This window comes from Kordiimonas sediminis, assembly GCF_014656395.1.
GTDB lineage: Bacteria > Pseudomonadota > Alphaproteobacteria > Sphingomonadales > Kordiimonadaceae > Kordiimonas_A > Kordiimonas_A sediminis.
In genome coordinates this window covers 681464-698968 of record NZ_BNCI01000001.1, presented here as the reverse complement: position 1 = coordinate 698968, position 17505 = coordinate 681464, and the positions used below count along the sequence as shown (strand labels likewise).

General features: G+C 50.3%; 12 protein-coding genes. 5 read left to right on the top strand and 7 right to left on the bottom strand.

Features of this window, described 5'->3' with window-relative positions; all coding sequences use genetic code 11:
- Nucleotides 1-33: 33 nt before the first annotated feature.
- The 3 genes from IE181_RS03085 to IE181_RS03075 all read right to left on the bottom strand — a co-directional run bounded on the left by IE181_RS03085 (nucleotide 34) and on the right by IE181_RS03075 (nucleotide 4468).
- The gene (locus IE181_RS03085; protein WP_191250079.1) at nucleotides 34-2418 is read right to left on the bottom strand and encodes a TonB-dependent receptor; all 2385 of its coding nucleotides are present in this window, start codon (nucleotides 2416-2418) and stop codon (nucleotides 34-36) included.
- 196 nt (nucleotides 2419-2614) lie between these two features.
- Nucleotides 2615-3232 carry a TetR/AcrR family transcriptional regulator gene (locus tag IE181_RS03080; RefSeq protein WP_191250078.1) on the bottom strand — a complete coding sequence of 206 codons (618 nt, stop codon included), beginning with the start codon at nucleotides 3230-3232 and terminating at the stop codon, nucleotides 2615-2617.
- 189 nt (nucleotides 3233-3421) lie between these two features.
- Entirely contained in the window at nucleotides 3422-4468 is a 1047-nt protein-coding gene (locus tag IE181_RS03075) for a DUF6607 family protein (RefSeq protein ID WP_191250077.1), read from the bottom strand.
- A 177-nt stretch (nucleotides 4469-4645) separates the two neighbouring features.
- Between IE181_RS03075 and IE181_RS03070 the strand changes: the two genes are divergently transcribed.
- Entirely contained in the window at nucleotides 4646-6718 is a 2073-nt protein-coding gene (locus IE181_RS03070; RefSeq protein ID WP_191250076.1) for a TonB-dependent receptor domain-containing protein, read from the top strand.
- Between the two features lie 54 nt (nucleotides 6719-6772).
- On the opposite strand, the gene IE181_RS03065 is transcribed toward IE181_RS03070, so the two are convergent.
- The gene (locus tag IE181_RS03065) at nucleotides 6773-7354 is read right to left on the bottom strand and encodes a PAS domain-containing protein (RefSeq protein ID WP_191250075.1); all 582 of its coding nucleotides are present in this window, start codon (nucleotides 7352-7354) and stop codon (nucleotides 6773-6775) included.
- A gap of 173 nt (nucleotides 7355-7527) precedes the next feature.
- Here IE181_RS03065 and IE181_RS03060 point away from each other — a divergent pair, with 173 nt between their 5' ends.
- A complete protein-coding gene (locus IE181_RS03060; protein WP_191250074.1) occupies nucleotides 7528-8892 on the top strand; it encodes a class II fumarate hydratase in 1365 nt (454 codons plus the stop codon).
- 26 nt (nucleotides 8893-8918) lie between these two features.
- On the opposite strand, the gene IE181_RS03055 is transcribed toward IE181_RS03060, so the two are convergent.
- Nucleotides 8919-9776 carry a beta-keto acid cleavage family enzyme gene (locus tag IE181_RS03055; RefSeq protein WP_229819113.1) on the bottom strand — a complete coding sequence of 286 codons (858 nt, stop codon included), beginning with the start codon at nucleotides 9774-9776 and terminating at the stop codon, nucleotides 8919-8921.
- Complete coding sequence (locus tag IE181_RS03050) at nucleotides 9773-11089, bottom strand: aspartate aminotransferase family protein (RefSeq protein WP_191250073.1); 1317 nt, start codon at nucleotides 11087-11089, stop codon at nucleotides 9773-9775. Before IE181_RS03050 ends, IE181_RS03055 begins: the two co-directional genes overlap by 4 nt.
- Nucleotides 11090-11254: 165 nt before the next feature.
- Here IE181_RS03050 and IE181_RS03045 point away from each other — a divergent pair, with 165 nt between their 5' ends.
- Entirely contained in the window at nucleotides 11255-12181 is a 927-nt protein-coding gene (locus tag IE181_RS03045; RefSeq protein WP_191250072.1) for a LysR family transcriptional regulator, read from the top strand.
- Nucleotides 12182-12231: 50 nt separating this feature from the next.
- Here the strand turns inward: IE181_RS03045 and IE181_RS03040 are convergent, their stop codons facing one another.
- Complete coding sequence (locus IE181_RS03040; RefSeq protein WP_191250071.1) at nucleotides 12232-12804, bottom strand: helix-turn-helix domain-containing protein; 573 nt, start codon at nucleotides 12802-12804, stop codon at nucleotides 12232-12234.
- Nucleotides 12805-13326: 522 nt separating this feature from the next.
- Here IE181_RS03040 and IE181_RS03035 point away from each other — a divergent pair.
- A complete protein-coding gene (locus IE181_RS03035; protein ID WP_191250070.1) occupies nucleotides 13327-16005 on the top strand; it encodes a TonB-dependent receptor plug domain-containing protein in 2679 nt (892 codons plus the stop codon).
- A 103-nt stretch (nucleotides 16006-16108) separates the two neighbouring features.
- Nucleotides 16109-17500 (top strand): Na+/H+ antiporter NhaC family protein, encoded by a 1392-nt coding sequence (locus IE181_RS03030; RefSeq protein WP_191250069.1) that lies wholly within the window; start codon nucleotides 16109-16111, stop codon nucleotides 17498-17500.
- Nucleotides 17501-17505 lie beyond the last annotated feature (5 nt).

The window sequence follows — 17505 nt, the reverse complement described above, 5'->3', positions numbered from 1 at the left end:
CGGGAAGAAAACCCTTCCCGCCAAACTCTTTGCTTAGAAGCTGTATTTAGCAGCCAGACCGAAGGTGCGCGGCAGAGTAATTTCTGCCTTGGCGCCGCTACCAAAATAGTTCTGGGCAGGGTCTGTTCCCATGTAAGATTCGCTGTATCTTGCGGTTACACCTCTGTTGTTAAAGAGGTTTTTCACAAACAGCGTGATATCAACATCGGACACGCGCACTGTGGTTGCGGCATTGATCAGGGCAAAGCCTTTGTGGGTTTGACCGAATGACGGATGATCATTGTCGATATAGTTTTTGGTCTTGCTTTGCAGATACCCATCAATGCGGAAGATTGTTTCATAGCCACCAATCTCAGCAGTATAGTCTGCGCTTGCGCTGAACATATGTTTTGGGACACCCGGCAGGGAGTTGCCGTCGGCTGCGATGACAGACCCCGTTGGGGCAAGAAAATCTTCGCTTAATTTGGAGTTTAGATACGCATACCCAACGGTGTAGTGCAGGGCTTCTGTTGCCTGTCCTTCCAGTTCAACCTCGAGGCCATAACTGCGTGCCTTGTCACCGTTTGCGACAGTGAAAAAGCCCCAGTTGGACGTTGCCGTGTTAATTTGCGGATTGGTCCAGTCAACATAGAATGCGCTGACTGTATAGCGGAATGCATCCGACACACCCTTGGCACCAATTTCATAGTTGACGACGCTGTCTGATCCAAAAGACAGCCATGCCGGATCTTCGGCGAAATAGCCGATTGTTGGAACGGCGGTCGCGCCACCACGCCGATATCCTTCAGAGACCGTGGCATACAGTTTTGTGTCGTCATTCATGTCGTAAGACAGGTTCAGTTTGAACAACGCGTCCTTTTTGCCTGACTTCTGATCAACAATCTCTGCCGGGGCAAAGAGGCTGTTCCAGAAAGGCAGATCAACACGCGCATCGGCCGATACAGAGCTATCAAAATACCGAATGCCACCAGTTACGTGGAATGCATCGGTCACGTCATAGGTGATTTCACCATATAGTGCCTTTTCTTTCACCCGTGTCAGGCTATCAAAGTCAAAGTCATTGTCGGTGTCGGAATAACCGTAACCGTCAGACATCCAGCCAAAAACGGTGGACGCCCATGCCTTGTAGCCAGCAAGAGTTGACACCTGATCTGCTTCCAGGTCCTGGTCCTGATAGTAACCGCCGACAACCCAGTTCAAAGGTCCGTCACTGTTTGAAACCAGACGGACTTCCTGAATGAAGGCTTTGTCACGGAAACCACGGTCAGCACGCGCAAGCGGCCTTGGGCTGTTGTAGTAGAAGTTCGCCAGCCAGCCTTTTTGTGCGTAAAAGCCAGTGTTTTCGCTGATCGACCTGCCGTCGCGGTCATAAACGGACGTAGAAGAGGTCAGGGTAGCGAAACCCATATCGACATTGACTTCGGCAGCAAACATTTCAAGGTCTGCTTCTGCTGGCTCCAGCTGTACCGCGCCCGCTTCATAGCGACCATAGACATTTCCGTCACCGTCCACAGCCCCTTCGGCAGAGCCGCGGCGGGCACCAACATCATCGCTTTGATGGGTGTAGGACAAAGATACGTCAAATGCATCGCTTGGTTTGAAAAGTGCTGTAACGCGTAAGAAGTCTGTTTCTGCTTCGTCGGCATCCTTCACGGAGGTATAGCGTGCGTCTGTATCGGTGACATCGCCCGGGACAACAGGGGCCCCGTTTCCGTCCAGTTCGTAGATGTTTACATAGTCAATAATACCGGCCGTATCGACGTGACTGGCAACAGCGCGCAGGGCGAAACTGTCTGAAACAGGGATGTTAAGCACGAGATCGGTTGTCCAGCTTAGCCCGCCAGACCCGTCCGTTGTGCTGATGGTGCCAGCAACAGATCCTTCGAACTCTTCCAAATTTGGCTGGTTGGTAATGTAACGTACCGCACCGCCCAAAGCGCCAGAGCCGTACAAGGTTCCCTGCGGTCCACGCAGTACTTCTACCCTATTCAGGTCCTTCAGCATCATGTTGGAGAAGATCGGTGTGTCATTGATGTAGGTTGCAACGGTTGGCCCGGACGTTACAGGCACATCGCCGCGAAAGGCACTATCAACATTCAGGCCGCGAATACGGATGCCGTTGACTTGCGATGCGTTACGGGCACCGCGGTCAGCGGTTGCGATACCAGCCATTGCCCGCAACAGTTCTGCCGCATCCACCATTTTAGCAGCGTCAATGTCAGCACCGGACATGGCAGAAATATTATATGGAATATCCTGAACGCTGGTTACACGGCGTGTTGCTGTAACCTGAATTTCCTCCAGTACGACCTGACCGTCTTCCTGCGCCAATACAGCACTGCCACCAGAGATCAGAACGGTGGAAAGTGCCGTGGCGGACAACAGGGCTTTAGACATGTTGGTGTTACTATGTGCCATATAGGCCTCCCTCAACTTTGTAAAATTTTTGAAATAGTGCCATATCAAAACTTCTAGTCAACTATAAAATTAATCTTTACTATTAAATTAGCAGGCATGCAAAAATGATTGCACTGATAAAAGTCAGCAACATCAATCGGTTAGTTCAATTCTGAAAAGTTGGGCTACAAAGGTTTGCCGCGCAGATTACGGTCCGTCAGGGTTTGATAGCCTCTATAAGGAATGCAATTTCTTCCCGGACACCCTGATATAGATCTTCTTCGGTTAAGGACTTTTGGTAGATGAAACCAAGGAAATGGTTTCGCTCAAGCCGTGTCATCATGTAGGCAAACCGGTCCGCGTCCAGTTCCTTCAGGATACCGCGTTTCATATAAATGGTCAGCGCACATGCCAGTGCGTTTGCCAGATCGTCTGCGATGGCATCCATATATCTGGGGCCGACTTGCGGGTCCGGGGTGGTGGCAACATAGGCGACAACATGGCCCCATACTTCCCGCGATAGATAGGCAAGTGTATCCCGCATGTTAGAGCAGATAATGTCGGCAAGCAGGACTTCAGGCGCCTCATTGCCTGCGCGTGTCTCGACATCGCTCAGGCGTGCTTTTGTGCCTTCTTCCCCTTTGGCGACTAAGGCCAGAAGTAATTCGCCCTTGTTCCCGTAATAATTATAAACAGTTGCAGGGGATACAAGCGCCTTGGCTGCTACTTCCTCGATGGTGGTTAGGGTAAAGCCCTTCTCTTCGACCAGTGCCTTGGCAGCTTGCTCAATTTTTTGTTTTCTTTCCGCTTTTTGGCGCGCGCGTAACCCGGTCATGTGTCTCTCCTGCTCTTTCTATACATGTAGTAGACTAAAATTTTATAATCAAACATAATTTTAGAATCAGTACAGGGCAGGCTGTGGAATGGTATAATAGCGAACAATGGGGATAGTGCCTATTGAGAGACCTGCACTATCCCCTTGCCCCCCGCCAGCACCCGGTATGGGTACTGGTTCCTGCTCCCTTTACCTTGACGTTATGTCGGTGTTCAGGCGGGATTGCAGGGTGGACCGTGTGATCAGGACATAGTCATCAATGATGTCGCGGGCATCTCGAATGGCGGTATCCAGGTTGGACCCGTCTGCCTTGATGGTGGAAGCCAGCTCCAGAAGCGGCATATATAGTTCCTGTGGCTCGCCTTGTACTTTCAGGGCAAAAAAGTTGTTTTTGTTGGAGGCGATTTCCTGCCATTTTGTGCGGATATCCGCCCAGTATGAGGCGGTATTGTGCCAATATGTGGTTGCCACACTAACAGGGTAATCATCTGCCTTGGTATAGGTATTGACGCCAACTTCCACCGCTAGTGCACGGATAGTCATGCCGTCTGTTACTAGTTTGGTATTGTCCTGTTCGTGAACCCAGCCGGTTGGGGTAATGGCATGGCGGTTGACGGCACTGATGACCTGATAATCATCGCGGGTCGTGGCATCGCGGCGCGGCAACGGACGCCAGGACCGGGCACTTTCCCATACGCTTCTGCCTTCCGTATGCTGCCAAGCGCCTAAACCGCTGTATCGTGGTGCGTCATCCACCTGATAAACGGTCTGCGACCATTTTCCCATGCTTTCTGTAGTGGAAACCTTCTGTGTTTCCCAGCCGTTGCCGCCGACAAAGGACAGCACGGTGTCTGGTTGCCACTGCCAGTCCTGACGCCAGTGTTTGATCGGGAAATATTGTTTCGGTTCCTCGCGGCTTGCCGCCACAAGAATATGCTGCAGACTGATGAAATCAGGTCTGTCTTCAATGACAAAAACAACCTCGCGTGCGTGGGAGATTTTTTGTGGCTTCAGCTCATACCCTTCCTGCAGGGAGACTGTCTCTGTGAAATCAAAGGTGACGCGGTAGGAGCCGGCCATGTTTAAGATCGCGTCCCTGTCTGCCTGCGGTGGCGTTGTGGCATTATTGCCTAGAGACGGCGCAATCGCATGATCTTGTCCTGATGTTACACCGCATGCCGTCAAGAGGGCCAAAGCCCCCATTACGGCAAGTTTTCTGATCCCTGTAGTTTTCATTAATAGCTCCCTGAAGAAAAATGACATTGATAAATAATAATGATTCTTAGTTGCAATTAAGGGATTTTCTGCTAACAGTCAACAATGATATTAATAATCATTATTAAATAAAGGCTTGGAAGTAGACTTATGAATAATCCTATTGATTTCACTATATCGTCTTTAAAGGGATTCCTTATGTCGGCCAGCGCACTGGCCAGTAGCAGTCTCATGCTCTCTGGCGCTGCGACGGCGGCGCCGAATATGGCGGAGGCACCTGCCCCCCTTGAAGAAATCACGATAACCGCCACACGCACAGAACAGTCCAGTTTCAGCGTGCCAGCCAGTGTTTCTGTCATTGGCAAGGACGAGATCAGTGACCAGATGGCCCTGTCTGTCTCTGATATATTCCAGGGTGTGCCCAGTGTGCAGTTCAGCGGTGGACCGCGCCGCAATGGGCAGGTCCCGTCCATCAGGGGAACATCGGGTGTGGGGGTCCTGGTGCTATTTGACGGTGTTCGGCAAAATTTTCTGTCCGCCCATGATGGACAGTTCTTCATTGATCCAAGTCTTTTAAAGTCCGCGGAGGTTGTGCGTGGCCCAGCCTCAAGCCTCTATGGATCAGGTGCGATGGGCGGGGTGATCTCCCTTGGTACGCTGGATGCAAGTGATGTGCTGTCTAAAGGGGAGACAGCCGCAATCCAGCTGCGGGCCGGCTTTCAGGGCGCAAGTTCAGAATGGCTTACTGGTCTGAATGTTTTTGGTCAATCAAGGGATGGTTCGCTGCAAGCTGTCGGCAGTGTCACCCTAAGGCGCGGTGATGATCTGGAGCTGTCAGACGGCAGTACCCTTGCGGCGGATGATGACATTGCCAGTAGCCTTGTGAAGATCAGAAAGGAGGTAGCAGACGGTCTGACACTGACTGGTTCCTGGATTGGCTATAGGGGCGACAGCATCGAGCCAAATAACGGTCAGGGCCTGAATGAAGGGGACCTGATGGCAAAAGATGTTAACAGCGATACGCTGCGGTTCGGTTTACAGTATGCACCGGTTGATCAAAGGCTTTTGGACATTAACGTAATTGCCTATCACACAAAGGCAGAGGTGGGCGAGGCTGATCAGGATACACCGCGCGAAATTACCCGTGCTGTGCGCACTAACGGTATCTCACTTTTCAATACCGCACGATTTACCACAGGGGTGATAGAACATGCCTTTACCGCGGGGTTAGAATATTATGAAGACCGGCAATTTGGTACCGATACCGACACGGCAGATGGTACCCGCGGCGGGGTTCCAAACGCGCAGGCACAAACATTTGGCGCGTATGCCCAGTTTGAAATGCAGGCATCAGGCAGTTGGGGGCGTGCGCTCGTTATTCCGTCGGTACGCTACGACAATTTCAAAAACAGTTCAGAGGATGGTGGCCCGAAGACCAGTGATCAAAGCGTTAGCCCCAGGCTAGGTGTTACCTATGAACCGAACGAGTGGCTGATGATGTTTGGGGCTTACGGGCAGGCTTTTCGCGCGCCATCCTTCAATGAAATATTTGCCGATGGCGTCCATTTTCAAATCCCGTTGGGGCCCGGTGTGATCGCGCCTAATTTCTTTGTCAATAATGCAGACTTGCTCGCTGAGAAGTCGACAACGTTTGAAGCAGGCTTTGGAACGCGGTTTGATGATATTCTGATGCGGGGTGACAGATTTTCTCTGAAGACCAGTTGGTACCAGTCGTCTGTAAAGGATATGATCGACTTGCAGGTGGATTTCGCGTTTACGCCCGGATGTTTTGTGCCCGGAGCCGGGGCTTGTACATCGGGTACCAGCTCAAATGTGAATCAAAACCGTGCCCGCCTAAAAGGGATAGAGCTAGAGGCTTCCTATGACAGTCCTCTTGTATTCGCCCGTGCCAGTTATAGCACAATTACCGGCCGCAATCGGGATACGGATACGTATGTCGGAGTGTTGACCCCTGATCGCTATTATCTGACCGCGGGCATAAAGTTAGGTGCAGGTGGTACCCGGATTGGTGCCCGGCTGGATATGGCGGGCAAGCATGCGCGGGTTAATGCTGCGGAGGAAAAGCGGCCCGGATACACGGTGCTTGATCTATTTGCTGTCTGGTCGCCACAGTCTGGCCCTTTAAAGGGTTTTGGGCTTGAAGCCGGTGTAGACAATGTTGGAGATACACGTGCCGAACGTGTCTTTGCTGGTGTACCGGGGATCGGACGAAACTATAAAATATCGGCCCACTGGACAGGCAAATTCTAAAGGTATAAGCAAGGTTAAGGTTGGTGCGCTGATGGTCTAAAACTGAGGCAGCTATCAGGCCGGCGGAATAACGTCGTCTGGCGCACCATAACCGATGTCGGCAAATAAAATCTTATTGATCAGATGATGCTGGACCACGGCATCACTCGCCTTATGTTGCAGGTTTCTCCAGTCAGCACGTTCGTAGACCGAGCAGGTAATACGGTAAACTGGGGCGCCGTTTTTATTCCACAACGGAAATCCAAGAGTTTTTGTCCTTATACCTTTGCCGGTTTCCAGTTCAAGAATACTGTCCTGATAGCTTATAGAGGGCTTGTCATATAATGACTTATAGAACCACCGAACGCCTGGGGCTTCTTTCTCTGACACGAGAGTGAGCACGTTTTTACCCGTGGCACCGCGGCCAAAGAGGATTTCCATATCACTGCCAATAAGCCTTAGGGTGACTTCATCAGGCATGTTGGTTTCGGTCAGGACAACGCCTGTCAAACAGGGTGCTACGTCCATGGGATTAAAGGCGGATTTCTCTATTGGCAGTGTTTGCCAGTTGCCACTGAGCGTTTCAAAATAGTTCCAGAACAAACGTAAACGGGTGTTTACGCTACAGAGTGCTTTAATGTTTGAAAGTGTGCTCACGGCATAATTGTATCTGGCACAGTGGTATCCCGCAAGAGGAATTGCAGGATGCATTATGGGGACGGCGTGTTAAACTTAGTGAAATGGCAATTAGGGCAGGTTTTTGTACAGTATCCGCAGCAACAGCAGAAGTTTGATAAACCAGTCAATAGTCCACAGAAGAAAGGAATATCATGAAGGACCGTCAGGAATCAGACAGTATGGGCACCGTCACAGTACCTGGGTCGGCATGGTATGGTGCCCAGACAGAACGCGCACGGCAGAATTTCGCGATCAGCGGGCGTCCGATGGACCCTTCTTATATCCGGACTTTACTGTTGATAAAAAAAGTGGCCGCACAGGTAAATGGTGCGCTGGGGGAGCTTGACACAAGCGTCGCTGATGCAATTTCAGGTGCTTATACACAGTGCGTCACGGATGCGGCGATTGCGGCGCATTTCCCGATCGACCGGTATCAAACCGGGTCGGCGACCAGCACCAATATGAATGCGAATGAAGTTTTGGCCTATGTCGCACGTCAAAATTCAGGGCTGAAGGTGCACCCCAATGATCATGTAAATATGGGGCAAAGCAGTAATGATGTTACGCCGACAACGCTGCATGTAAGCTGTCTGATTGAGCTACAGCGGCATCTGCTGCCTGCGCTTGACCATCTGATAGTGGTGCTTGAGGAGAAAGCTGCGTCTTTGGCGCATATTACCAAAACCGGCAGAACCCATTTGATGGACGCCCTGCCCGTTCGGTTTGATCAGATACTTCATGCCTGGTGTGGTCAGATTGACCATGCCCGGCGACAGATTTTGTTCACGGCGGGTGAAATGCAGGAACTGGCTATTGGCGGCACGGCGGTCGGCACAGGGGTGAACTGCCATAAAGATTTTGCGCGTTTGGTGGCCGAGGGGCTGCACACGGAAACCGGAATTGAGTTCCGGGCCAGCCCCCATCCGTTTGAGCTGATCGGTGCCCAGGACCGCGCCGTGGCTTTATCAGGGGCGTTTAATACGCTTTCGGTTGCCCTGATGAAGATTGCAAATGATTTGCGCTGGATGAATTCTGGTCCTAATGCAGGGCTTGGCGAAATAACACTGGAGGCTTTGCAGCCGGGGTCGTCCATTATGCCAGGAAAGGTAAACCCCGTTGTCCCAGAGGCCGTTGCCATGGTCGCCGCCCAAACGATGGGCCTGCATACGTCCAATACCATTGCGGGGCAAAGCGGGAATTTTGAACTGAATGTCATGTTGCCGCTGCTGGCGAATAACCTTTTAGAGGCACAGACCCTGCTATCTGGTGCATGCAGCGCCCTTGCCGATAAGGCAATCGCAACCTTTGTTGTGAACGAAGAACGTGTTACGGATCAATTAGGGCGTAATCCTATCCTGGTGACTGCGCTGAATAAGGAAATTGGCTATTTGAAGGCCGCAGAGATTGCCAAAAAAGCATATAAGGAAAACCGACCTGTGCTGGATGTGGCCGCAGAGGAAACAGACATTCCAAGAGATAGATTACAGGATCTTCTGGACCCCCGGCATATGACCTAGCCGGGAACCCTTTTTTAACTGTGCCTCTATGATGCAGCGAAGTGTGCTCTTACCCAGTCTGCATTTGCCAGCGGACGCATAGCATCTTCCGGCAGTGCTGCGGAGATGGACTTGATTGTTTCCGTGATCAGCATAGCATTGGTGGGGGCCAGTTCGCCCGACGGCAGCCAGCGATTATTTTCAAACCCCAGGCGTACATGCCCAAAGTTTTGTACCGCGCGCAGTGCTGCCTGATGTTCGGTTTTGCCGAAACAGCAAACAGACCAGGGAAAGTCGGTGGACGGGCACGCTTGCAGGAACGCATCAAGTTCGCCCGGATCACCGGTTAAGGAACTGCTGTAACGGCCCAGTACAAACAAGGCTGACGGTGTATCATCGCCGAAAACGCCGTCCTTGCGGTACGTGTCAAAGCGGATAACGTCTTCAGGTGAATAGAGAATATATTGTGGCCAACAATCAAAGGACCGAAGGTTCGAGAAGAAAGCGGATGCCTCAGACAGGCAACTATCGTCGGGGCAGAGCTCCCTAAGTGCCAGCGATACCGCTTCTGGCTTCAGATCGTTCACAAGGGCCATTTGCTGGTGGCGGTCATACATGCCCACGGCTTCTGTCGTGACCTGTAACACCAGTTTGTCGCCAACAGCTTGTTTGATGGCAGACAGTGCAGCGCGGTACAGATCGGCATCCAGGCTATGCTGATTATCCGCGTCCCGGACATGCAAATGCAGGACGGAGACCCCGGCTTCAAGAAGGTTTTTGGCTTCCTCTGCCAATTCAGTCGGTGAAATCGGCAGACCAGCGTGATCTGCCTTTTGCAGGCGAGCGCCGTTTGGGGCGCTCATGACCATCAGGGGCGTTTTTGAATGTATATTAGTCATGCTCATGGAAACACGGCCTTGACGATTGTTTGCAGCTTTTCTGCCAAGAGGCTGAAGTCATTGGCTTCTGCAATCAGCGGCGGTGCAAACAGAATGTGCGGCACAGACTCTGTGCCTATTTTGGCGGTACCGGGATAGCAGATCAGTCCTGCTTTCATAGCCTCGGCCTTCAGTTGTTTAGCGATCGCGGCACCATTTTCAAAACCGCTCTTGGTTTCTGTGTCGCTGACAAATTCAACACCGTAGAAAAAGCCTTTGCCCCGAATGTTGCCTATATGGGCGCAGTCAGCGGTTGCTTCTACGAGAGCATTTTTAAGCATGACTTCTTTTTCAAGCGTGCCAGAGAGAAGGTTCTCAGCATCAATGACTTCCTGAACAGCCATGCCGGCGGCGCAGGACAGGGCGTGTCCGACATAGGTATGGCCATGTTCAAAGTGTTTGTGGGCCATTGCTTCGGGTATTTTCTGCCTGACAATGGTGGCGGCAAGTGGCGCGTATCCGCCGGCTATGCCCTTTGCCAAGGTTACAATATCAGGTACGACACCTTCATCTTCGTGGGCAAAAAACTTGCCGGTACGTCCACTGCCGCACATGATTTCGTCAGAGATCATCAGAATATCATATTTATCGCAGAGCGCCCGGACGGCTTTCAGATAGCCCGGGACATAGGGAACAACCCCCAGAGACGCACCGACAATAGGTTCGCATATGAAAGCCGCGATATTGTCCGCACCGGTTTTGCAGATGGTGTCTTCGAGTTCTTGTGCCAGTTTCGCCACATAGGCTGCATCAGTTTCCCCAGTTTCCTGGTTTCTGTATGCATAACAAGGGGATACCCGTGGCCAGTCCAGGAGAGGTGCTGCGCTGGCCACCCGGCGATCCGGGTTACCACTGATGGAGAGGGTGGCAAGGGTGTTGCCGTGATAGCTGTTTTCACGGCTTATGATGATTTTCTTGGATGCCTGATCACGTGCTGCCCAATATTGCCATGTTAATTTGATGGCTGCTTCGTTGGCTTCGGACCCACCAGAGGTGAAATAGACCCGTGCGTTCTTCTCGGTAAAGCGCGCCGCCAGCTTTTCTGCCAATTGCTCCTGCGGTTCATTGGTAAAAAAGGCTGTGTGAGCAAATGCCATGCTATCAAGCTGTGCATGCATACGGCCAAGCACATGGGGGTGGCTGTGTCCAACAAGGGAAACAGCGGCACCGCCGCTCATATCCAGCCAGGCTTTGTCGTGTGCATCCCTGATAAACATACCAGAAGACTGAGTAGCAACCGGATAGCCAGTAACCGGAGAGCGGTATAAAACTGATGTCATTTCTTTAAGGTCCGAAAGTTTGTTCAACCATTTTGGTGTAGGAAAACCATACGCCCGGCCTAAGGCACCGGCAAATTGATAGTTTTGTTGTTTGCATAGGGAATATTTATATACCATGGTGCAATCGAACAGGGACAAGACCGTACATATAAAAAGGAGAGAACGGTGAATTTTCGGCAGACGGAAGTGTTTTACGCTGTCATGGTGGAAGGTAGTATTACAGCTGCTGCCAAGAGTTTGGGTATTTCCCAGCCATCCGTCACGACAACGATTAAACAGGCAGAAAAAACACTGGGTTTTCGGCTTTTTGAGCGGGAAGGTGGCCGTTTAATTCCGACATCAGAGGGACGGATCCTTTTTGAAGAAGCGGAAAGAGCCCATGATGCGCTGTTTGCGCTGGACCGTTTATCCAACAAGTTGCGCGAAGGGCTGGCAGGCCACGTCAGGATAGCAGCAACATCATCTCTGTCACTGGAAGTAATGCCAGATGCTTTGGTTGAGTTCACACACAGTTATTCGAATTACACAGTGGATGTGTCGACCTATAATACAGACGAAATTCTGCGCCGACTAAGCGCGCGGTCAGGTACCTATCATATTGGCTTTACCTTCGGCACGGGAACGCTTGAAGGGGTGTCGTCCACATTGATCGGGAAAATTGGTTTATACGCTATTATTCCTGCCAGTTGGCCGGTGTCACACCAAAAGACGGTACAGCGCCTGTTTGAAGATAAAAAGCCCTATATTGCTGCGTTTCAAAGCACGCCGCTTGGGCAGGCTGTTGGGACGTATTTACGGTCCATACAGGTAAATCCGGTCCCTGTTGTTAATGCGCATTCGCACCAGTTGGCTGTGGATCTGGTGATGCGGGATGCGGGTTTTACCATTGCTGATTCGTTGACGGTTCATAAATTACTGCAGTCGCCAGACGCCAAACGTGCCCGGATTATTCCACTGCCCTCTGCGCCGCAGGTCTCCGTGACTGCGATTTTTCCGGGCGGCAGAACTCTTTCTAACCCGTCCCGGCACTTTCTGGATGTTTTCCGCCAGTCATTCCGTAAGGTTCTGGATACTGTTGATGTCCGACTTTGATGGTTTGCTGCCTGTGGTAATTGCGCAATTTCGCTGAACAGTATGATGTCCTAACGCTGTATCCTGCTTGGTGTGCAGGCATACAATAGAACTGTGTCTTTGTCCTGTTCGGCGTTGACGACTGTGTGCGTCACCCGTGCATCAATATGAAACGAATCGCCCACGGTCAGGGTTTCCTGAAGGTCGCTGTTTTCAAACCTTACAGATCCGTCAAGTACATAAAGGAAAATTTCGCCTTCTTTTGGGGCGATTGGTAATGGCTCTTTCGGTGCCAGCCGTACTTTCAGGACATCCAGATTTTGTCCAAACTCAATTTCATTACTAAGCTGAGTAACTGTCAGCTGTGCCGTGTCTTCAAGCACTTGGGGGTCGTCGGCTTTTTTAATTGGGTTGGGCGCTGTGATTGCTTCGGTAAAATATTCAATTGAAACACCAAGTGCCTTCGACAGTGTCATCAAGGACATTAACGATGGTACGGTCTTGTTCCGTTCAGCCAGTGAGATAAAAGATGCTGATAGGCCGGAAGTTTTTGCAAGTAATTGCAGCGTCAGGCCAAGCTCTTTGCGTCGGTTATGTATGCGGTCACCAATAGCCAAGCTGGCTGCAAGGTCCTTGGAACTCATGCCTGTCCCTTCATTTGTATTCTTTTGCAGCAGCTTAAATATCATCGGATCTAATTCTGTTTTGTGCTTGATGCAGCCATCTAAACAGTAAGTTTACCGATTTTCAATAAGGCACTGATCTTTATTCAAATTTCACTGTCAAGCGAGTGACTGTACTGAAGTTCTATCCTTTAAATTTCATCTATTAAAAAATTTAATATGCCTTTTTGACTGCGTATGAATGGCGACCTGTTGTCCGCACAATCTTTATGTCTATAGGAGGCAAAAATCAAAAAATTCAACAAATACAATATTTTAAAAAACATTATCCGTCAAATAAATCACCGATGGATGTCAAGTATATCTATTGTTCCGACGTTTTTACCTAGCCCAATATGATTTGACAACGTTAAAAATTTATAGCATTAAAAATTTCAATGAATATAAAAATTATTTAAACGAGCAAGAACGTGGAGCGGGCGTGCGGACCATATTTCAAGGGAAAGCACGGTAATGGGATAGATATCTGGGAGGATAAACGACATGTCGGATATGGATTTATTTAAAGTTTCTAAAAGACAAAGATTGATTTCACTAAAGATGGGCGTAGCAGGCTTTGTGTTGACTGCGCTGGCCCCTGTCGGGACTGTAAGTACCGCTTACGCAGCAGACGAAGCCGCTGATCTTGAAGAAGTAGTGATCATTGGGTCTCGCGTAAAAGGCCGGACTGAGCTTGAAAGTAATGTACCTGTCGATGTTATCGGCGGGGAAAAGCTTCGGGTGACAGGCTATACAGACACAAACAGTATGATTGAACGTCTGGTCCCAAGCGTGAATTTCCGTAAAACCACCGGGACTGATACGTTGGATCACCAGCGTCCCATTACAATGCGGGGTCTGCCGCCGGGCATGTCACTGGTGCTTTTGAATAAGCAGCGCCATCATCCTAGCGCCATGATGTCTATTTGGGGTCAGGCTGGCGGTACCAACGGTGTCAACCTTGATACGATACCGGGTTTCGCGATTAAACGTGTTGAAGTACTGCGGGACGGTGCAGCAGCCCAGTACGGTGCTGATGCCATTGGCGGCGTTGTAAACTTTGAACTGCAGGATGCGTCTGAAGGGGGGCAGATCCAGGTCAATTACGGCATGTATCATACGTCGGTAACCGGTATTGAAGATCTGGCAAGTGTTCATGCAAACAATGAAACCGGCCAGTTAGAATTCACTGGTACCGGCGAAGAGATGAAAATCAATGACGGCGGCACTGTCACCGTTGATGCTAACTACGGGCTTGGTGTTGGTGACGGCGGCTTCTTTAACATCAGTGCGGCGTATAAAAACCAGAACCATTCAAACCGTGGTGGTTTTGACGCACGTCAGATGTTTGACAAAATTGAAGACCCTGTAACTGGCGAAATGATTTTTGACCCCCGTGAGGAAACGGTAGAGCGGTTCCGCATGCGTTACGGCCAGTCTGAGCTTGAAAGCGGTAGCGTGCTGTATAATTCGGAAGTGCCGATTTCTGAAAATCTGCGTTTCTTCAGTATCGGTAAATATTATAAGCAAGACAGTCTAAGTTGGGGCTACACACGCCGTCCGAATGACAGCCGGAATGTCAGCGAAATTTATCCTGAGGGTTATACACCGCGCATCAATGTTGAAATCACAGACTGGTTTGCCAATAACGGCCTTAAGGGTGAGATTGATGGCTGGGAGTCTGATCTTAGCTTCTATTACGGTAAAAGCCATATTACTACCTGGATTAAGAATACGCTGAATAGGTCTTATGGTGTTCACAGTAAAACTGACCTCTTCAACGGTGTTCAGAAACAGCGAGATTGGTATCTCAGTTTTAATTCTGCAAAGCTTCTAGAAGGCGCATTTTTTGGCCGCGATCTGAACGTTGCCTTTGGCGGTACGTACCGGGACGAACGTTTCGAGATTGAGCCGGGTGAGAAGCAAAGCTGGCATACTGATTTTGATCGCAACGCGGATGGTTCGCCAGCCTATCTGCGTGACGGTGATGGTAACCTGGTATTGGACGGTGACGGCAATCCCCAGGTGACTTACTCATACCCAGGCGGGTCACAGGTACTGCCTGGTTTCAGCCCTGAAAATGCAGTTGTGGGCAAAAGAAACAGTTTTGGGGCGTATGTTGATCTGGATACCGATCTGACAGAAGACTGGAATATCGGCGTTGCTGCCCGTTACGAAGATTATAGCGATTTCGGTTCCACGTTTAATGGGAAATTTGCGACACGCTATACAATTCAGGAAGGCTTGAATCTGCGCGGGGCGATCAGTACTGGCTTTATGGCGCCGTCACTGGTGCAAAACTATACGCAGTCAACCAATACAGAAATCAGTGATGGTACTCTTTTTGATATCTCGCTGTTTTCCACGACCAGTGATATTGCGCAGGCGCTGGGAGCGCGCAGTCTGAAGCCAACTAAGTCGACCAATATTTCGGTCGGTCTGGCAGCTGCCCCAATCGATGGTCTGACGGTCAGTCTTGATTTCTATAATATTGAAATTCGGGATATGATCCGCCGCAGCCGTTTCCTGAATGGCCCAGACGTGGATCAAATTCTGGCTGATGCGGGACTGACAAGTCAGGCAAGCTATTTCCAGTATCAGGCAAATGTCTATGACCAGCGTGTCCGTGGCTTTGACCTTGTTCTTACCTACGCATGGGAGACGGAAAACTGGGGCGATTTCAATTTCAGCGCTGTTTATAACTATAACGACCTGAAGATCAAAAATATCAAGGATGTTCCAGAAATACTGCGCGGCAAGTTTGACGGCAGTGGTGATCCGCTGGAGCTGTTCAGCTCTGATCCTGCGCGGGTAACGGCGGTGGAAAATGCCAACCCGCCACACAAGTTGAATGCCAGTATTTCCTGGCAGCGCAATGGTCTGTCTGCACGGTTTGCCGGAACCCGGTACGGTGCAGAATTGCAGCCTCAGCAAATTCAGGAAAATGAACAGCGTTACAGCGCTGCGATCATTTACGATCTAGATGTAACCTATACCTTCGAGAATGGTATGTATCTGTCTGTCGGTGCGATGAACCTCTTTGATCAGTATCCGAAGAAAGATAATCCTGAGTGTCCGGCCAACGGATGTTCTACCTGGGACCGGATCGAATCCTTCCGTTACAGCACCGGATTTGGTTTTGAAGGACGGTTTATTTATTCCAAGCTTGGATTCCGCTTCTAGGCCTCGCAGTATAAGCAGGGGTGTTATGCGCCCCTGCTCATGCTATTTCAGTATTTTGGTTTGGCCCGGATAAATAAGACTTGGTGGTAAAATGGAAGAAACTATGACTTGGGGGATATGGTCGCTGGCCCCGCTTGTAATCGCGCTTGTAATTGCATTTAAAACACGTTCTGCTGCTTTTTCCCTGTTGCTGGGGTCGGCTGTTGGTGTGGTTATGCTGGGCACAGACCCGGCCACAGGGCTCAGTGAATTGTTTCAGTCTGCCCTTGGGAACGGTGAATTTATTCGGCTGTGTCTGATTATCAGTCTCATCGGCATTCTTTTTGTGTTGTTGAAAGATTCAGGGGCAATCGCAACCTTTGCTAACAAGCTTTCCGCTAAAAGAAAAAGCCAGAAGGGTGTTGCGCTGACCACCTGGGGTATGGGCTTTTTCATTGTGGATGATTATTTCAGCCCCCTGATGACAGGCGCTGTCATGCGCCCGTTGACAGACAGGGTAAAAATCCCGCGGGAAAAGCTTGCCTTTATTCTAGACTCTACAACAGCGTCCGTTTGCATTTTGGTGCCGTTCACAGCGTGGGCAGCCTATATTGTTGGATTGATTGTCGCACAGGGTGGTCCGGTTGAGACCGCTGAACAGGCGATGCAGATTTTTGTAAACTCAATCCCGTATAATTTTTATTCCATACTATTGTTGATTTTTGCGCTGGGCATTTGCCTGAAAATCATTCCTGACTTTGGTCCGATGCGTAAGGCGGAAAAAAGGGTTGAGGAAACTGGCGCCCTGCTCCGTGAAGGCGCAATGCCGCTTATCAGTGCCGAAAGCGATACACTTGTTGAAGCTAAGGACGAAAAAGTATCCCTGTTTTGGGGCTTGGCTATGCCGGCAATCATCCTGTTTGGTACGGCAATTGTAAGCTACATAACAGTGCGCGAAGTTATGATCGCCGAAGCCTTTATGGGCGCGGTAACATACCTTTCTGTCGCGATGTTGATCCGGCGTCAGATCACCAGTGTTGATCATCTGGTGACGATTGCAACGCGCGGGATTAAGGATGTTGTTCCGGCTCTTATAATTATTGCCCTTGCTTACTGTATCAATGTGGTGACCAAGGAGCTTGGGGCAGCGAACTTTCTGATTTCACAGACCGAAGGCCTGTTAACCCCGGCGCTTCTGGTTGCAGTGACGTTCATGCTGACAGCTTTCATTTCTTTTTCCACGGGGACAAGTTGGGGCGCCTATGCCCTGATGGTGCCGATTGCACTGCCCGTGGCCTATAGTTTCACCGGCAATCAGATTGATCCGCTTGTTTTCAAGACAATCGCGGCGGTTGCGGGTGGCGGCATATTTGGTGACCATGCGTCACCGGTATCGGATACTTCAGTGCTGTCATCAGCCGGTGCGGGTAGTGATCATATGGATCACGTCATTACCCAGCTTCCTTACGCTCTTACCGTCGCCGGGGTAAGTTTCCTATTGTATCTGATTGTTTAGGAGGG